Origin of the sequence: Streptomyces sp. NPDC052299 (assembly GCF_040679335.1) — a bacterium.
Taxonomy (GTDB): Bacteria; Actinomycetota; Actinomycetes; order Streptomycetales; family Streptomycetaceae; genus Streptomyces.
Genome location: NZ_JBFAUP010000003.1, coordinates 241754 through 257716 on the forward strand (window position 1 = coordinate 241754; position 15963 = coordinate 257716).

The following is a 15963-nucleotide window of genomic DNA, read 5'->3' on the forward strand; positions in this document are numbered from 1 at the left end:
CCGTCAGACCGCGACCGGCTCGGCGGCCGGGGCCGCCGCGTCGCTCTCCGCCACGACGCCCGGGACCCGGCGGAGCTTCTTCATCGGGCCGAGCTCGGACTCGTACACCTTCTTGACGCCGTCGCCGAGCGACGCCTCGATGGTGCGGATGTCGCGGACCAGGCGGGACAGGCCCTGCGGCTCGACGGAAGCGGCCTGGTCGGAGCCCCACATCGCGCGGTCCAGGGTGATGTGGCGCTCCACGAACGCGGCGCCGAGTGCGACGGCGGCGAGGGTGGTCTGGAGGCCCGTCTCGTGGCCGCTGTAGCCGATCGGGACGTTGGGGTACTCCTGCTGGAGGGTGTGGATGACGCGCAGGTTCAGCTCCTCGGCCTTCGCCGGGTACGTGGAGGTGGCGTGGCAGAGCAGGATGTTGTCGGAGCCCAGCACCTCGACGGCGTGCCGGATCTGGCGCGGCGTCGACATGCCGGTGGAGAGGATCACCGTGCGGCCGGTGGCGCGCAGGGTGCGCAGCAGCTCGTCGTCGGTGAGCGAGGCGGAGGCCACCTTGTGGGCGGGGACGTCGAACTTCTCCAGGAAGGCGACGGCCTCGGTGTCCCACGGGGAGGCGAACCAGTCGATGCCGCGCTCGGCGCAGTGCTCGGAGATGGCCCGGTACTCGTCCTCGCCGAACTCGACGCGGTGGCGGTAGTCGATGTACGTCATGCGGCCCCAGGGGGTGTCGCGCTCGATGTCCCACTGGTCGCGGGGGGTGCAGATCTCCGGGGTGCGCTTCTGGAACTTGACGGCGTCGCAGCCGGCCTCGGCGGCCACGTCGATGAGCGCGAGGGCGTTGTCGAGGTCGCCGTTGTGGTTGATGCCGATCTCGCCGGTGACGTAGACGGGGTTGCCGGGTCCGGCGGTGCGGTTGCCGAGGGTGCGCAGGCGGGAGGTGCTCATGAGGGTGTTCCTTACTCGGTGGGGACTGAGGTGGGGACTGAGGTGGGAGCTGGGGTGAGGGTGGGGCCCAGGAGCCAGGCCGCGATCTCGCGGATGGCACCGGAGCCGCCCGGGGTGGTCGTCACGGCGCGCGCCGCCGCGCGCACCGAGTCGTGGGCGCTCGCGACGGCCACGGGCCAGCCGGCGAGCGCGAAGCAGGGGAGGTCGTTGACGTCGTTGCCGACGTACATGACGCGTTCGGGCGCGAGGGACTGCTCGTCGCACCACTGCTTGAGCGCGAGGTCCTTGCGGTCGACGCCGTGCAGGACGGGCACGCGCAGCTTGTGGGCGCGGGCGGCGACGACGGGGTTCTGCTCGGTGGACAGGATCAGCAGCGGTACGCCCGCCTTGCGGAGGGCGGCGATGCCGAGCCCGTCGCCCCGGTGCACGGCGACGGTCTCGCGGCCGTCCGAGTCCACCAGGACCCGGTCGTCGGTCTGGGTGCCGTCGAAGTCGAGGACCACAGCGTCGATGTCGGCCAGGGTGGGCAGCGGGGCCGGGTCGAGGAGCGGGGCCAGGGCGCGGGCGCGGGCCAGGTCGTGCGGGTCGTCGATCTCCAGGACGCGCGCGGGGTCGGTGCGGACCAGCGCGGTGTGGCCGAAGAAGCGGTGGCGGTGGGTGCGGAAGCCGGCGGCGTCCATCGCGTAGGCGGCGCCCGTCTCCAGCAGGTCCTCGGGGCGGTCCTGGCGGCGCGGGCGGACCCGCTTGTCGTGGTTGACGCCGTAGTTGTGGTCCTCGACCGCGGTGCCGTCGCGCCACAGGAAGCCGTGGAAGGGGGCGACGGTGACGGCGGTGTCGGCGCCCTCGTGGGCGACGGCGGCGGCCACCCCGTCGACGTCCTCGCGGGTGACGAAGGGGCTGGTGCACTGGACGAGGAGGACGACGTCGGCGGTGCGTCCGCGCAGCGCCTCGTAGGCGTCGAGGGCGTGCAGCACGGCGGCCTCGCTGGTCGCGGTGTCGCCGGCGATCTCCTCGGGGCGCTGTACGCAGTGCAGCCGGGCGCTCTCGCCGAGGGCTTCGGCCGCCGCGCGGGCGGCCTCGGCGACGGCGGGCGCGTCGGTCGTCACCACGACGTCGGTGACCTCGCCGGAGGCCAGGCAGGCGTTGACGGCGCGGGCGACGAGCGGGACGCCGCCGACCCGGGCGAGGTTCTTGGCGGGTACGCCCTTGGAGCCGCCGCGCGCGGGGATGACGGCGAGCACGGTGGGTCGGTTCATCGGTGCTCCAGTAGGTGGCTTGTCGGTGGTCACAGCTCCCCCATCCGCCGGACGACCGGGGCGACGCGCTGGACGCCGTGCCGGTACGCGCCCCGGGCCGCGTCCCGGACCGCCTCGCGCACCGCGGTCCGGACCCGGCCGGCCTCGCGGGGTGCGGCGGCGCCGGGCAGCGGGTGGCCGTCGGGGGCCAGGTGGTGGCGGGCGAGGATGTCGGGGAGGTAGCCGGGGGCGGTGGCGGGCGTGTAGTAGGGCGCCGGGTCCGGCAGCCGGCCCCGGGTCAGCAGTGCGGTGACCCGGGCCCGGGCGGTGTCGTACGCCGCGGGGTAGCTGCCGTCGGCGGCGACGCCCTGGCCGGCCAGCCAGTCCGGGTCGGGTTCCGGGTGCCCGCCGCCGTCCAGGTGGTCGAAGGAGGTGAGCAGTCCGGAGCCGGTGAAGTGATGGTTGCCGAGGGCTTCGCGCACCCCGAGGTCGGTGAGGACGGCGGTGGGGATGCGGCGGTGCAGGGCCTCCAGGGCGGCCGTGGAGGAGACGGTGACGAGGAGGTCGGTGCGGTCCAGGACCTCGCCCATGTGCCCGTACACCAGGCGGAAGTTGGGCGGCAGGCCGCCGGGCAGCCGCTCGGCGAGCCGCTGGTAGGGGTGTTCCTCGATGTGCGTGGTGTGCTCGCCGGGCTTGGAGCGCAGCTTCAGCAGCACCTCGCGGCGGGGGTGCAGCCGGGCGTGCTCGACGAGGCGCCGCAGCAGGTACGTCCGGTCGGCGCGGTTCTCCGGTACGGAGGGCTGGGCGGCGAACACCAGGGTGTCGCGGCCCGGTTCGGGGCGGTACGGGTCGCCGCCGAGGAACGGGAGGGCGGCCTCGGTGACGGCCGAGGAGTCGGCGCCCACTCCCTCGTACACCGCGCGGAAACGCTCCGCGTCGTGGCGGGAGTTGGCGAGGACGACGTCGGCGCCGTGGCGCAGCAGGAGCCCGTCGGTGAGCTTCTCGTAGACGACGCCGACGTAGCCGGTGACGAGGACGGGCCTGGTGGGCAGCCGGAGCGCCGCGATGCCGTGCAGCATGGCCTGGACGGCGCCGCCGACGAGGGCGAGGACGACGACGTCGTATCCCTCGTCCCGTACGGCGTGCAGGAATTCGACGGCGGTGACCTCGCGCACCCGGTCGGCGGGGATCCCCACGTCGCCGACCTCGGCGAGCTGGCGGGGGGTCGGGGTCGCCCGGCCGCGCAGCAGCAGGCCGCTGATCTCGACCCGCTGGGCGGGTGCCCCGGACACGGGTGCGGTGAGGCGGTGCGCGGTGAGCGCGCCCCATTTCCACCGGGTGTCGGAGTCGGCGATCACGGCTGCCCTGAGGGCGGTCGTCTTTTCGGTACGTCGTGGCACGTCTCCGAATTTAGGAAGGCATTCGGATTCGCGGCCCAACGTGACGGCAACAGCGGGTTAACAGCCCGCCGACACCCGGAGAATCAGCTGATGGAAAGTGCTTCCGGGGACGGGAATCCGGGCCGGTTCATTGTCCCGACATTCTTCGTTCACCTGGTGTACCCGTCGGGTCCAAGGTAAATGCCGGACCGGCGCCTAGCGTGGTCCGCGTGGTCAAGCTCTCCGTCATCGTGCCGTTCTACAACGTTCGGGCCTACGCCCCCGACACCCTGAGAAGTCTGCGGGCCAATGCCCGCGACGGTGTCGAATTCATCCTCGTCGACGACTGCTCGTCCGACGGGACCCTGGACATCCTCCGGCGCGCGGAGCGCGAGCTCCCGGGTGCCGTGCTGGTCCCGCACGAGCGGAACGGGGGGCTGGCCACCGCGCGCAACACGGGGATCGACGCGGCGCGCGGCGAATACCTCACGTTCCTGGACGGCGACGACTGGGCGGCGCCCGGGCACTACGAGCGGCTGCTCGCCGCGATCACGGCCCTGGGCTGCGATTTCGTCCGTACGGACCATGTGCAGTTCACGGACCGGGTGCGCACGGTCCACCGCGTCCCGTTCGGGCCGCGGAACACCGTGGTCAGCCCGCGCGAGGTGATCCTTCCGGCCGACCGGTCGACGCCGGTGGACTACGCGTACGCCTGGGCCGGGGCCTATCACCGCCGGCTCGCGGATTCGGGGCTGCTGCGGTTCCGGGACGGGCTGCGTACGGCGGAGGACCGGCCGTGGATCTGGCGGCTGCACCGGGAGGCGGAGTCCTTCGCGGCGGTCGGGCTGCCCGGGATCTTCTACCGGCGCGGGGTCGCCTCCTCGCTCACCCAGATCGGCGATGTGCGCCAGCTGGACTTCATTCGCGCGTTCGACCAGGTGCTGGAGGAAACGGCCCTGGATCCGGATGCGGACCGGCTGATGCCGAAGGCCGTGCGTACGTACTGCGCGGTCATGGCGCACCATTTGGAATCCATCGAAAGGTTCGAACCAGCAGTGGCCAGGAAATTGCGCTCGATGAGTGCGGCTTCGCTGCGGCGCATGCCCCAGGACATTCTCGCGGAAACGCTGAATTCGCTGGGTGAGCGCCGTGCGGACCGGCTGCGCCGGGTGCGCCGCCGGTCCGTGTCGCGGGAGGTCGCGGCCTGATGCCCGGCAGCCGGTCCACCACTCAGATCTTCTCGGCGTGCACGCAGTACGCCGCCGCCACGCTCGTCGCCGCCCTGCGCTCGGGCATGTTCGGGCCGCGCTCCGAGCACCGGCGCGTCCTGGTCGTGAGCGACACCTCGCCCGCCCCGGAGCTCGGCACCCCGCTCCACCACCGGCCCGGATTCGAGGCGCTGGCCGCCGAGTTCGACGCGGTGCGGTCCTGGAACGACTTCATCAGCCCGTTCCACCCGGCCGGCTGGGCGCCCCGGGAGCAGGACGCCCCGCTGTGGGAGCGGGCCGTGCGCGCGGCCTGGGACCTCGGCGACGGACCGGTCGAGCTGGCCTGCGAGTCCATCCAGGCCAACCCTGCGCAGGCGCTGGCGACGGTCTTCGGGGACAGCCCGCTGCACGTGTACGCGGACGGGCTGATGAGCTACGGGCCGACCCGCAGCCGCCTCGACCAGCTGGTCGGCACCCGCATCCGCCGACTGCTCCACCTGGACCTGGTGCCGGGGCTGAAGCCCTTGCTGCTCACGGAGTTCGGGGTGGAGCCGGAGGTCGTCCCGACGGACGCGTTCCTCAAGGTGCTGGGCGAGCTGGCCGATCCGGTCGCCGTCCCGGCCGTGTCCGGCGAAGGACCGGGCCCCGCGCTCCTGCTGGGCCAGTACCTGTCCACACTGGGCATCCTGACGCCCCGCCAGGAGGAGGAGCTGCACGCGGGGATGGTGCGCGGCGCGGTCGCCCTCGGCCACACCCGTATCGTCTTCAAACCGCACCCCAGCGCGCCCGCGCACTGGACGCGCGCCCTGGAGGAGGCGGCGGCACGGCTCGGCGCCACGCTCACCGTGGCGGACACCCCGGTCCTGGCCGAGACGCTGTTCGAGTCGATGCGCCCCGCCCTCGTCATCGGCTGCTTCTCCACCGCGCTGCTGACCGCCGCCTCGTTCTACGGACTGCCGGTCGCCCGCCTGGGCACGGCCCCGCTGCTGCAACAGCTCAGCCCGTACCAGAACAGCAACCGCATCCCCCTGACCATCGTGGACGCGCTGCTCCCCGACCTGGACGACCCGGCGGCGGTGACCGGCTGGTCGATGCCCTCGCCCGAGGCCATCGCGCGCGGGGCCGCCGGGCTGGTCGGCGCGGTCGGCTACGCGATGCAGCCGCAGCTCCAGGCCCCCCTGCGCCCCGCCGCCGAGCGCTATCTGAGCGCCCACCGGGACAGCGTGCGGCGGTACTTCAAGCGGCGGCGGCTGACCGCGCTCGGGCTGCCCGGGGCGATTCCGGCGCAGCTCACGTTCATCCCGCGCAACGCGACGGTCCGCCGCATCGCGCGCCGGGCCCGGACGCTGAAGCGGGCAGCGGCCGGCTGACCCATGAGGAAACTCCCGATAATCCGGTCACCGCGCGGCCGGGCCGCCGCGCTGGCCGCCGTGCTCGCCGCCCTGACCGTCTGCGCCGGGGACGCGGTGGCCCGCAGCTATCCCTTCGGCCCGCACACCCGCAGCGTCAACGACCTGGGCAACCAGTTCGTCCCCTTCCACGCCCGCCTCTGGGACCTGCTGCACGGCCGCGCCGACGGCGGACTGCTCCTCAACTGGCAGTCCGGCTTCGGCACGGGCTTCCTGCCCGACTTCGGTACGTATCTCAGCAGCCCGTTCGCCCTGCTCGTCGGGGTCTTCCCCCGGGACCGCATCGACCTTGCGGTGTACGCGGTCACGCTGGTGAAGACCGGGGCGGCGGCGGCCTCGATGACCTGGCTGCTGACGGCGTTGCGGCGGGGACGGGGCAAGGAGTGGGCGGCCGTGGTGCTCGGGGGCTCGTACGCGCTGTGCGGGTGGTCGGTGATCGAGGCCGTGTACAACCCGATGTGGCTGGACGGGCTGATCGCGTTCCCGCTGCTGTGCCTGGCCGCCGAGTGGGCCCGCACGGGCCGTCGGCCGGTCCTGGGCGCGCTGCTGGTGACGCTGGCCTGGGTGTCGAACTTCTACACCGCGTACATGGCGACGCTCGGCGCGGCGCTGGTGCTGGTGGTGCGGCTGGTCCTGGAGGACGGGACGCGCCGGGAGCGGGTACGGGGGCTGGGCCGGGCGGCACGGACGGTCCTGCTCGGCGTCGGGCTCGCCGCGCCCGTCCTGGTGCCGGTGTACCTCGGGACGCGGCACGCCTACCCGGGCTGGACGCGCGCATTCGCCCCGGCCGCCTGGGACGACGTCGCGGCCCGGTTGCTGCCCGCGACGTACGGCTTCTTCAGCCCGGCGCTCTTCCTGGGCACCGGCGCCCTGCTGCTCGCGGGCGCCCTGGCCTTCCACCGGGCCGTCCCGCGCACCGAACGCCTGGTGTGGGCGGGGCTCGTGGCGGGGGTCGCGCTGTCGTTGCAGTGGGGGCCGACACATCTGCTGTGGCATGCCTTCGCGACGCCCAACGGCAGCCCGTACCGCCAGACGTTCGTGCTGTCCGGGCTCCTGGTGGTCGCCGCCTGGATGTCGGTCGCCTCCGGCTGGCCGGACGGGCGGGCGCTGCTCGGGGGCGCCGGGGTGCTCGTGCTGATCGCCGCCGGGGCCGCTTCCAGCGCCCTGGTCACCGCCTGGACGTTCCCGCTGTTCGCGGCGGGCCTGGTGGCCGTGGCGGGCGCCCTGGTGCTGGCCCGGCGCGGCCGGTACGCCGTGCTCGCGGCGCTCCTCCTCGTCGGGGCGCAGGCCGGGCAGGCCGCCGCGACGACCGCGTACGCCGACCGGCAGCGGCTGGGGCGGCTGGACGACTACGCGCCCTGGGGCGAGCGCCAGAGCCTCCAGGCGGCGGCGGTCGCCGGGGCGGACGGCTGGCCGCGCTACCGGACCGACCCCGGGCTGGAGCAGAGCACGGCGAACGATCCCCTGCTGACCGGCGGCCAGGGCGGGGCGTACTACAGCAGCCACACCCCGGACGTGCTGACCCGCACCTTCCTCGCCCTGGGCGCCGGGTGGACCTCCAACGGCCGCGCCCTGCACGACCTGGACGGCCCGGTCACGGACGCGGTGTTCTCCGTGGGCGCCCGGGTGCACATGCCGCGCGACCCGCACCAGGGCTGGAACCGGCCGGACGCCCGCCCGGTCACGGTGACACGGGCCGAGGTGCCGCCGCTGGTGACGGTCCGGGCCGCCGACAAGCCCGTGCGATACGGGCGTTCACCGTTCCGCAACCAGGAGAAGCTGCTCGGCGCGTCCGTCTACACGGTGCCCTCGACCACCCTCCGCGCGGCGGACGGGAGCGGTGCGGCCGACGCGGGAGCGTACGACTACGCGGTGCGGCCCGGCACGTACACCCTCCGCGCGGTCTGCCCGGCGGGCAGCGAGGTCTATCTGTGGGCGCCGGACCTCTTCGGCCGCGCACGGCTCGGCTCATCCGAAGAGGCGGACTTCCGGGGCGAGTTGCCGGGGCGGCGGGCCGAGCTGCGGAAGCTGGGCGACGGGGGCGGGGTGCTCGACGTGTCGCTGCGGGTGGCCCGGCCGGGGACCGTCCCGCACGGGGCCGTGGGCTGCCTGGACCGGGACCGGCTGGCCGACGCGGTGGCCGGGCTGAAGCGGACGGGGGCGACGCGGGTGACGGTGACCGGGAGCGGCGTACGCGCCGAACTCCCTCCGGGCACGCGGGGCCTGGCGGTGCTCGCCGCGCCCCGGATCGCCGGGTGGAGCTGCGGGGGTCGCCCGGCCGGCTCGTATCTGGGGCTGGTCGCGGCCCCGGTGAGCGGCGACCGGCCGGTCCTAGACTGCGCGTACCGGCCGCCGGGGCTGAGGGCGGGGGGCCTCGCCGGGGGCGTGGCGCTGCTGGGGCTGGTGGCGGTGGGGGTGGCCGGGCGGCGGCGCGGGGCGGCACCGGGAACCCGCGACGACACCGAGACTTCATCTCCGCGTGGTGGGGCGGCCCGGCGCTCGCGCGTACGTTCCCAGCCATGGTCTCCCTTCTGAACAACCGCCTGACCCGGCGTGCCCTGCGCCCCGCCGCCGCCCTGGTCGACCGCCGCATCCAGCAGCGCGTGGAGCGCGCCGCCGGACCGTTGCGCGGCGAACTCGCCACCCTGCGGCGGGCGTACGAGGAGGAGCGGCGCGGCCGGTACGCCGTGGAGCTGCTGCTCGACGGAACGGGGCGCGGCGCGCACCGGATGCCCCCGGCCCATGAGGTGGACCGGCTGGTCCGCGAGGTGGGGGCGCTGGCCGGGAACGGGGCGGCGGCGCGCCGGAGCGTGGTGTCCGCCTACCGCACGGTGGTCGCGCTGGAGGCGCTGGGGGTGGGCCGTCTCGCGGGCTCGACGTCCAATGTGTGCGGCAAGCTGGCGACCGTGCCGCTGCTGGCCCCGCCGAACGGGCGCATCCTGGAGATCGGCACGCTGTACGGGCTGTTCGCCGCCGCGCTGACCCGGATGACGCACCGGGCGGGGGTCGAGCCGGAGCTGACGATCGTCGACCCGCTGGCCGGTTCGCAGCTCCAGCCGGGCACCTCGCAGCCCGCCGACCCCACCGGCACCCCGGTCCGCGAGGACGTGGTGCGGGCCAACCTGGCGCTGACCGGGGGCGGCACGACGCACCACCCCCGGATCGTCCAGGGCTTCTCCAGCGCCCCGGAGGTGCGGGCGGAGGCGGGCGACCGGGAGTACGGGGTGATCGTGGTGGACGGCGACCACTCCATGGCGGGGGTGGCCGCCGACCTGGAGTGGGTCGAGGAGATCGTGGCCCCCGGCGGTGTCGTGGTGCTGGACGACTACGGCGACGCGGCGTGGCCGGGCGTCCAGGAGGCCCTGGACAAGCATCTGGCGGACGGCGGTTCGCGGCTCCGGCTGCTGGGCCGCGTGTCGACGTCGGCGTACCTGCGGGCGGAGTGAGGGCGTACGGCGGCGCCCGTCAGACGCTGCTGAGCGACAGCTTCGCGGCGAAGCCGAGGAACAGCACCCCGGCCGCCGAGGTGGCCCCGGCCGAGAGCCGGCGGCGCCTGCGGAAGGCCGCGGACAGCCGGGTGCCGCCGAAGATCAGCGCCGACAGGTACAGGAAGCTGGCGAGCTGGAGCAGGGTGCCCAGGACCAGGAACGACAGGGCCGGGTAGGCGTATCCGGGGTCCACGAACTGCACGAAGAAGGAGATCAGGAAGAGGATCGCCTTCGGGTTGAAGAGGCTGACCACCAGCGCCCGCCGGTACGGCCGTTCCATCGCCCCCGGAGCCTGCGCCTCGGCCCGCTCCTCGTCCGTGATCTCGGCGACCCGCCGGTGCCGCTCGCGCCACATCGACAGGGCGGCCCGCAGCATGCCGATCGCCATCCAGGTCAGATAGCCCGCGCCCGCGTACTTGACGATGGCGAACAGCACGGGCGTCGTCTGCAACAGCGACGAGGCACCCAGCGCGGACAGCGTCATCAGCACGGTGTCCCCGGTCCACACCCCGGCCGCCGCCACGTACCCGGTCCGCACCCCGCGCCGCGCGGCGACGGACAGCACGTACAACGAATTCGGTCCCGGCAGCAGAACGATCAGCACGAGGCCGGCGAGATAGGTCGGAAGGTCGGTGACACCCAGCATGGGACGGAGTCTCGCACGCGGCCGCGACGGCGCGGAAGCGGGAATTCCGGGGTGAAGGGCGCGGAAGGGTGCGTTCTCCGTCACAGTCGCGCGACGGCGGGAGCGGTGCAGGATTCGGCAACCGGCCGACGTGGGAACCCGTCCCATGAGACAGGCGAGTGCGCGGGCCGGGGAAGCCGGGCCGAGGATGCAGGGGGCTGGGATGATACGCACGGGCAGGACCGGGCGCGGTTACGCGCTCAGAGGGGCCGCCGTCGTGGCCGTGGTGGCGATGGCCGGGGTGACCGCCGGGTGCAAGGAGCAGCCCGCGGCCGGTGCTTCGGCCGCGCCCTCCGCACCGGCGGGCAACGGCTCCCCCACGGACGACGCGAAGCCGGCCGGCTCCGCGAGCCCGTCCGCGAGCGCGAAGCCGAAGCCGCAGCAGCCGGTCAAGGCGTCGCCGAAGCCGAGCGCGACCCGCACCACGCCGACCGCCGACCCGCAGGGCACGGTGCTGATGGCGAGCGGGTCCGAAGGCAAGCGGGTACGCGAACTCCAGGCCCGGCTGCGGCAGATCGGGCATTTCGGCCGCACCCCCACGGGCTACTACGGGACCGTCACCGTGGCCGCGGTGCAGTCCTTCCAGGGCAAGCGCGGTCTGGCGCGGACCGGGAAGACCGACAGCCTCACCTGGCAGAAGCTGCTCGGCATGACGCGCGAGCCGACGGCCGACGAGCTGAACCCGCCGACCACCCGCCCGGTCGCCAAGCCGGACAAGCGGTGTCTGACGGGGCGGGTGCTCTGCATCAGCAAGAACAGCCGCACGCTGTCCTGGATGATCGACGGCAAGGTCGTCTCGTCCATGGACGTGCGGTTCGGCTCGCAGTACACGCCGACCCGCGAGGGCACGTTCTCCGTGTACTGGAAGTCGCGCCACCACGTGTCCTCGATCTACCACACGGCCATGCCCTACGCGATGTTCTTCAGCGGCGGCCAGGCGGTGCACTACTCGTCGGACTTCGCGGCCCGCGGCTACAACGGGGCCTCGCACGGGTGCGTGAACGTCCGGGACGAGGGGAAGATCGCCGCCCTGTTCGCCGCCGTCCGCACCGGCGACAAGGTCGTCGTCTACAAGTGAGGCGGAGAAGGGGTGAGGGGCGCGGGCGGGACCGGGGGAACGTGTCCCGCCCGCGCCATGTGCGCCGAGCCGCAGGTACGGGGGGAACCCCGGCTCCGGGCGCTGCCGATGACCAGTCGGCTCATCCCGTACAGCGTCCGCAGGCCGAAAAACGTCACACCGGCCGGTAGCAAAGGTCAGCGGGCCGCCGCGGAGGCGGTCGGCCGGGGGTCCTCCGTGGCCGAATCCGTCGGCTCCGGGCCCGGCGCGACGGCCGCCGTCGAGGGGCCGGGCGACTCGGTGAACCGGATCGCGGGGAGCGACGCGGAGGCGTCGCCGCCCTGCTCGGCGTCGCCCGCTCCGGCGCCGTGCTTGCCGTCCTCGGCCGCGAGCAGCCGGTCGCAGAACCGGTCGAGGTTGCGGGCGCCCTTGGCCAGGTCCTCGAGGCGGGTGCGGCGGTCCTCGTCGAGCGTGCCGTCGCGGTAGTCGCGGCACGCCTGGACGGTCTTGGCGTACCAGGAGCCGGAAGGGGCGTCGCCGGAGTGGTCGTCCCCCTTGCCGGGGTCCTCGTTCCCCTGGGAGTCGTCGTCGCCGGGGTCGGTGCCGCCGCCGGTGCGGCTGCCGCCCGTCCGGTCGGCGTCGCTCCCCTCGTCCTCGCCGCTCCGGTCGTCGTGGGAGGCGCCGCCGCCTGGGCGCGCGGTGTCCTCGTCGTCGGCGTCGGGGCGGGCACCGGGGGACGGGGCGCCCGGGGTGGGGGTGTCGGGCGGCGGGGGCGCGGAGGTCTCCTCGTCGGGGAGGGCGCCGGTGCCCGGCTCCTCGGGTGACTCGGCGGCCGAGACCGAGGTCGCCGGCGAGGGGGCGTGCCGGCCGAAGGGGCCGGGCAGCATTCCGGACCCGGCGGCCACGGCCACCCCTCCTATGGCACAGCAGGCCAGCGAGGCGACGAGTCCGAAGCGCAGGGGCCGGCTCCAGCGGAACGGGCGGTCGGCGCGCGCACCGGCCGCCCGGCCTATGTGGACCGGGGCGAGCATCGCCGTACCGGCGTCGTCGCCGGGCGCGGCCGTGGCCCCGGCGGTACGGGGGCCGCGCGGGGCGGCGCGGAAGGCGGCGAGCGCGGCGGCCTCGCCGGGGAGTTCACCGGTGGCGGGGCGGGCGGTGCGGGCGGCGGCGTCGAGGGCGGCGGCCAGGCGTTCGGCGTCCTGGCGGGGACGGCCTTCGGCAGGGTCGACCGGTTCGCCGCGGAGCAACTTCTCCGCCGCTTCCTTGTCAAGCCATGCGTACTGCTCGTCGGCCATCACATGTCCTTCTGCGTCCACAGACGCGAATGCGTCACACCGGCGGGAGCCACCAGGCCGGTGCGTGGGGGGCGTTGTACGGGTACGGCACCGAGCTCCCCGGTCCGTCCCGGCGCGTCCCCCGCATTCTTCCGGAAGGCCGGCGAGGGCGCCTCGGGGCCCTCCGGCTCGCCCCCGTACCGCCGGCCGTCGTCCGCCTGGCCGGGGCCGGTCCTGCCGTCCCCGCCGTCCGGGCGCTCGGCCGCGGTGCCCGTCGAGTCCGCCCCGAGCAGTTCGGCGAGCCGCTTCAGCCCGCGGTGGGCGGCGGTGCGGACCGCGCCGGGCCGCTTGCCCAGCGTCTGAGCGGCGCTCTTCGCGTCGAGGCCGACCACCACGCGGAGCACCACCGCCTCGGCCTGGTCCTGCGGCAGCTGGGCGATGAGCGACATGGTGCGCCCGGTCGCCAGGGACTCGATCGCCTCGTCGGCCGTGTCGGAGACCGCCGGTCTGTCGGAGAGCTCCGTCTCGTCGCCGCCGATGGCGGGGCGCCTGCCGCGCATCCGGAGGTGGTCCAGCGCCCGGTTGCGGGCTATGCGCGCGGCCCAGCCCCGGAAGCGGTCGGCGTCCCCGCTGAAACGGTCGAGGTCGCGGGCTATCTGCAGCCACGACTCGGACGCCACGTCCTCGGCGTCCGGCTCCCCCACCAGCGTCCTTATGTAGCCCAGCAGCCGCGGCTGCACAGCGCGGTACACAGTACGGAAGGCGTCCTCGTCCCCGTGCTGTGCCGCGAGCACCGCGGCAGTAAGCCCCGCGTCGTCCCCCAGCACTACCTCAACCCTGCCCTGCTGTCCGAATCGCAGCTGGTCACCACTGCCGCGCCACCCTGCGCGACTCAGCACGCTACGTCCTTGGCGTGCACCGCGTCCATGACTTGTACAACCTGCAACATTCAGTCTGCGGACGCCGGTGTGACAGAAAACGCACCCGCGGCGCAGAGATGAGTACGGGGTCGTCCTGCGGCCCCGCGGAAGACGACCGGGGCCTCTCCTGTGGGGGGTGGCGGCCCCGGTCGTCCTCGTTCTTCCGGCCACGCGGCGGCGGTTCACGTACGAGGATGACTCCGTGACGACCACCGAAGGCGTTCCCGCCGTCCCGGTCCGCGTGTGTGCGGTACTCGTCGAAGGCGGCGAGCTCTGTCTCATCCGGCGGGAGCGGGCCGCCGGGCCGCAGTACTCGCTGCCCGGCGGGCTGCTCCACGCGGACGAGCAGGTGCCCGCGGGGCTGGCCCGCGAGTTGTGGGAGGAACTGGGGCTCGATGTCGCGGCGCTGCCCGAGCCGCCCCGGCTGCTCGGGGTGCAGGACCAGGTGACGACCCGGCCCGGCCGCCCCGGCACGTTCCGCCGGCTCCACCTCATCCATCTGGTGACCGTGCCCCGCGAGGTGCGCGCCGCCTTCCCGGCAGCCGAGCTGGACGCCGAGGACATGGCCCGGGTGGTCTGGGTGCCCCTCGCGGAGGCCGCCGGGCTGCACCTCTATCCGGCGGCAGGTCCGGTGCTCATGAAGCCGGCCGGGGCCGCCGGGTCCGACGTGCTGCTGCCCCCGCTCACCGACGCGACGTACGCCTGGCGCTAGCCGTCTGCCCATTCCCGTAGCCGGGCGAGGGCTCAGGACCGCACTCGCCCCCGCCGGGCCGCCGCAGCGCGGAGTATCCGTCCGCCCTCCGTGGAGACGTCGCGGATCTGGCGCAGGCCCGCCGTCGCGGGGGCGTCCTCGTCCAGGGCGGCCAGCATCTCCAGGATCGCGGTCTGGCGGGCCGCCTCCCCGGCCAGCAGCGGGCCCGCGCCCGAGGGGTCGCCCGCCCGGCAGCGGGCCACCGGGTCCGGGGTCGCCGGGGCGGTCATGTCGTGGCCGAGGTGGACCTCCAGGGCCAGCACCGAGCAGGCGTCCGCCCAGCCGCGCAGCTCCTCGCCCGTCCGCTCGTCCGGGGCGGCGGCGAGCAGGTCGCGGACGCGGGCGGCCGGTTCGCCGGGGTGCGCGAGGGCGTCCAGGGCGGTGCGGGTCTCGGCGAGGCGGGCGGGCCAGAGGCGGGGCTCGGCGCAGGCGGCCCAGAGCGGGCGCAGCGGATCGGGGCCGGTGCCCGGGACGGGCTGGGGCAGACAGCGTTCGAGGCAGGCGACCGCCGCGGCGGCGAGCCCGCGTTCGTCGGCGGCGGCGATCAGGTCGAGCAGGCTCATCGGCGTCTCCTGTCAGCCCTCCCGCACCCCGTGCCGGGACACAGGGGGGCGCAGCGCTTCCTGTTATCGCATTCAGCGCCGAATGGCCGAAAAGCGTCACCACCGATGGCCGATTCCCGCCGCCTCGCCTGCCGCCGACGCGCCCGCCGGCTGCCGCCCGCCTCAGTGCGCCCGGGGCGGACGCGGCGCCGCCGGGACCGGGCCGAGGTCCGCGCGCCGGGACTGCATCGCGGTCAGCCTGCGGACGAACAGGATCGCCAGGACCGCCGCGCCGAGGTCCAGGGCGTCGGTGGCCGCGACCAGGTCGAGCCCGCGGATGATCTCGTCGCCAGACTCCGCGGCGGCGTAGAGGCGACTGGTGCCCCGGCTCACGAGCTGGTCGGCGACGAACACCGCCCACCAGGCGTTCAGCAGCCCGCGCGGCGCGGCGAACCGGCCGCCGGGGGTCTCGACCGGGGCGCTCGCGGTCCAGACACCGCTCGCCACCCGGTACGGCAGCCACAGATTGCCGAGGGGCACGAACCAGCCGCCGATCGCCCAGCCGGGCCTCATCGGATGGGCGGACGGGTCGAACACCTCGGCGTTGAGCCGGACCCGGCGCATCCACACGAGGAAGACGACCGCCGCCGCGAGGAAGGTGAGCGCCTGAAGGGACCCGGCGAACCCGTACAGCCTGTCGGCGCGCGTCCACGCCTCCTCGTCGACCGCCAGGAACCCGCCGTCCAGCCCGTCCGCGAGCAGCATGCGGCTGTGGACACCGGCGGCGATCGCCACCACGTCCGCGACGGCCACGGCGCCGAGCAGCACGCACACCGCCTTGGCCGGCCCCACCGGCGAGCGCAGCTGGTCGAGCCGGGGCGGGGCCGGCGGCCAGCCCGGGCGGTCGGCCCAGGACCGGGCCCCGTCGGCGGCGGCCGTGACGGCGCACACGCCGCACCGCACATCGGCCGCACCGGCCTGTCTCGTACCGCAGAGTGAACAGAGCATGGAAACGGAACCCCCCTGGATTCGGACGTCGACGCGAGAAGCGCGCGCGTCCCTCCCCGGACGGCGCG

14 protein-coding genes are annotated in these 15963 nt (G+C 74.7%); 6 read left to right on the top strand and 8 right to left on the bottom strand.

Annotated features, from left to right (window positions below; genetic code table 11):
* Positions 1–3: 3 nt before the first annotated feature.
* From AB0L33_RS06655 to AB0L33_RS06665, 3 genes are read right to left on the bottom strand one after another with little or no spacing between them, the layout of a single operon-like run.
* Positions 4–939 carry an N-acetylneuraminate synthase family protein gene (locus AB0L33_RS06655; RefSeq protein ID WP_365678325.1) on the bottom strand — a complete coding sequence of 312 codons (936 nt, stop codon included), beginning with the start codon at positions 937–939 and terminating at the stop codon, positions 4–6.
* An 11-nt stretch (positions 940–950) separates the two neighbouring features.
* Positions 951–2195, bottom strand: coding sequence for an acylneuraminate cytidylyltransferase (locus AB0L33_RS06660; protein WP_365678327.1), 1245 nt, complete (start codon positions 2193–2195; stop codon positions 951–953).
* A gap of 29 nt (positions 2196–2224) precedes the next feature.
* Complete coding sequence (locus AB0L33_RS06665) at positions 2225–3574, bottom strand: DUF6716 putative glycosyltransferase (RefSeq protein WP_365678329.1); 1350 nt, start codon at positions 3572–3574, stop codon at positions 2225–2227.
* A 209-nt stretch (positions 3575–3783) separates the two neighbouring features.
* Between AB0L33_RS06665 and AB0L33_RS06670 the strand changes: the two genes are divergently transcribed.
* The 4 genes from AB0L33_RS06670 to AB0L33_RS06685 are packed head-to-tail and all read left to right on the top strand — an operon-like array spanning position 3784 to position 9616.
* Positions 3784–4761, top strand: coding sequence for a glycosyltransferase family 2 protein (locus tag AB0L33_RS06670; protein WP_365678331.1), 978 nt, complete (start codon positions 3784–3786; stop codon positions 4759–4761).
* On the top strand, positions 4761–6131 hold the full coding sequence (locus tag AB0L33_RS06675) for a polysialyltransferase family glycosyltransferase (RefSeq protein ID WP_365678333.1): 1371 nt from the start codon (positions 4761–4763) through the stop codon (positions 6129–6131). Before AB0L33_RS06670 ends, AB0L33_RS06675 begins: the two co-directional genes overlap by 1 nt.
* 3 nt (positions 6132–6134) lie before the next feature.
* Positions 6135–8705, top strand: a complete 2571-nt coding sequence (locus AB0L33_RS06680) for a YfhO family protein (RefSeq protein ID WP_365678335.1) — start codon at positions 6135–6137, stop codon at positions 8703–8705.
* Positions 8690–9616: a class I SAM-dependent methyltransferase gene (locus tag AB0L33_RS06685; protein ID WP_365678337.1), complete on the top strand. Its 927-nt coding sequence runs from the start codon at positions 8690–8692 to the stop codon at positions 9614–9616. Before AB0L33_RS06680 ends, AB0L33_RS06685 begins: the two co-directional genes overlap by 16 nt.
* A gap of 19 nt (positions 9617–9635) precedes the next feature.
* On the opposite strand, the gene leuE is transcribed toward AB0L33_RS06685, so the two are convergent.
* Positions 9636–10304, bottom strand: a complete 669-nt coding sequence (leuE, locus tag AB0L33_RS06690; RefSeq protein ID WP_365678339.1) for a leucine efflux protein LeuE — start codon at positions 10302–10304, stop codon at positions 9636–9638.
* Positions 10305–10506: 202 nt separating this feature from the next.
* On the opposite strand from leuE, the gene AB0L33_RS06695 reads away from it, so the two are divergent.
* Positions 10507–11421 carry a L,D-transpeptidase family protein gene (locus tag AB0L33_RS06695; RefSeq protein WP_365678341.1) on the top strand — a complete coding sequence of 305 codons (915 nt, stop codon included), beginning with the start codon at positions 10507–10509 and terminating at the stop codon, positions 11419–11421.
* Between the two features lie 176 nt (positions 11422–11597).
* On the opposite strand, the gene AB0L33_RS06700 is transcribed toward AB0L33_RS06695, so the two are convergent.
* Together AB0L33_RS06700 and AB0L33_RS06705 are read right to left on the bottom strand one after the other, a co-directional pair.
* A complete protein-coding gene (locus tag AB0L33_RS06700) occupies positions 11598–12695 on the bottom strand; it encodes a hypothetical protein (RefSeq protein WP_365678343.1) in 1098 nt (365 codons plus the stop codon).
* The gene (locus AB0L33_RS06705) at positions 12695–13501 is read right to left on the bottom strand and encodes an RNA polymerase sigma factor (protein ID WP_365678677.1); all 807 of its coding nucleotides are present in this window, start codon (positions 13499–13501) and stop codon (positions 12695–12697) included. Before AB0L33_RS06705 ends, AB0L33_RS06700 begins: the two co-directional genes overlap by 1 nt.
* Positions 13502–13796: 295 nt before the next feature.
* Here AB0L33_RS06705 and AB0L33_RS06710 point away from each other — a divergent pair, with 295 nt between their 5' ends.
* Positions 13797–14306, top strand: a complete 510-nt coding sequence (locus AB0L33_RS06710; RefSeq protein ID WP_365678345.1) for an NUDIX domain-containing protein — start codon at positions 13797–13799, stop codon at positions 14304–14306.
* A 32-nt stretch (positions 14307–14338) separates the two neighbouring features.
* Here AB0L33_RS06710 and AB0L33_RS06715 read toward each other — a convergent pair whose 3' ends face one another.
* A complete protein-coding gene (locus AB0L33_RS06715) occupies positions 14339–14908 on the bottom strand; it encodes a hypothetical protein (RefSeq protein ID WP_365678347.1) in 570 nt (189 codons plus the stop codon).
* A 162-nt stretch (positions 14909–15070) separates the two neighbouring features.
* On the bottom strand, positions 15071–15895 hold the full coding sequence (locus tag AB0L33_RS06720; RefSeq protein ID WP_365678349.1) for a DUF4328 domain-containing protein: 825 nt from the start codon (positions 15893–15895) through the stop codon (positions 15071–15073).
* Positions 15896–15963: the final 68 nt, after the last annotated feature.

Bases quoted from the DNA above. Each gene is read 5' to 3' on its own strand.
- AB0L33_RS06655 (WP_365678325.1), bottom strand. From the start codon at position 939: ATGAGCACCTCCCGCCTGCGCACCCTCGGCAACCGCACCGCCGGACCC.
- AB0L33_RS06660 (WP_365678327.1), bottom strand. From the start codon at position 2,195: ATGAACCGACCCACCGTGCTCGCCGTCATCCCCGCGCGCGGCGGCTCC.
- AB0L33_RS06675 (WP_365678333.1), top strand. From the start codon at position 4,761: ATGCCCGGCAGCCGGTCCACCACTCAGATCTTCTCGGCGTGCACGCAG.
- AB0L33_RS06680 (WP_365678335.1), top strand. From the start codon at position 6,135: ATGAGGAAACTCCCGATAATCCGGTCACCGCGCGGCCGGGCCGCCGCG.
- AB0L33_RS06685 (WP_365678337.1), top strand. From the start codon at position 8,690: ATGGTCTCCCTTCTGAACAACCGCCTGACCCGGCGTGCCCTGCGCCCC.
- leuE (WP_365678339.1), bottom strand. From the start codon at position 10,304: ATGCTGGGTGTCACCGACCTTCCGACCTATCTCGCCGGCCTCGTGCTG.
- AB0L33_RS06695 (WP_365678341.1), top strand. From the start codon at position 10,507: ATGATACGCACGGGCAGGACCGGGCGCGGTTACGCGCTCAGAGGGGCC.
- AB0L33_RS06700 (WP_365678343.1), bottom strand. From the start codon at position 12,695: ATGGCCGACGAGCAGTACGCATGGCTTGACAAGGAAGCGGCGGAGAAG.
- AB0L33_RS06715 (WP_365678347.1), bottom strand. From the start codon at position 14,908: ATGAGCCTGCTCGACCTGATCGCCGCCGCCGACGAACGCGGGCTCGCC.
- AB0L33_RS06720 (WP_365678349.1), bottom strand. From the start codon at position 15,895: ATGCTCTGTTCACTCTGCGGTACGAGACAGGCCGGTGCGGCCGATGTG.